This window comes from Achromobacter sp. SIMBA_011 (genome assembly GCF_046535435.1).
In the GTDB taxonomy this organism is placed as follows: domain Bacteria; phylum Pseudomonadota; class Gammaproteobacteria; order Burkholderiales; family Burkholderiaceae_B; genus Achromobacter; species Achromobacter dolens.
The window spans coordinates 1-235 of sequence record NZ_JAWRWN010001244.1 but is presented as its reverse complement, the minus strand read 5'-3'; the positions used below and the strand labels follow the sequence as shown (position 1 = coordinate 235).

Annotated in this window: 1 protein-coding gene; it reads left to right on the top strand. The window is 63.0% G+C overall.

Translation table 11 applies throughout. The features are described from left to right. Positions 1 to 215: MFS transporter (locus SB816_RS35035; RefSeq protein ID WP_410548626.1), on the top strand; the 215-nt coding region annotated here is incomplete at its 5' end. Between the last annotated feature and the right edge of the window lie 20 nt (positions 216 to 235).

Genomic DNA, 235 nt, shown 5'->3' with positions numbered 1-235 from the left:
GCCGCGCAGCCGCCGGCGGCCTGGCGATGATCGTGTCGATCGGCAACCTGGGTGGTTTCACCGGGCCGTTCATGATCGGCATGATCAAGGACGCCACTCACAGCTTCGTCATACCGTTCTTCGCAGTGGCAGCCATACTGGTGATCGGCATCATCCTGATGGTCTTGCTGGGCGACCCGGCCAAACGGCAAGCCCCCCAGGGCCATGCTGTCTGAGCAATCAATGGCGGCGGTAC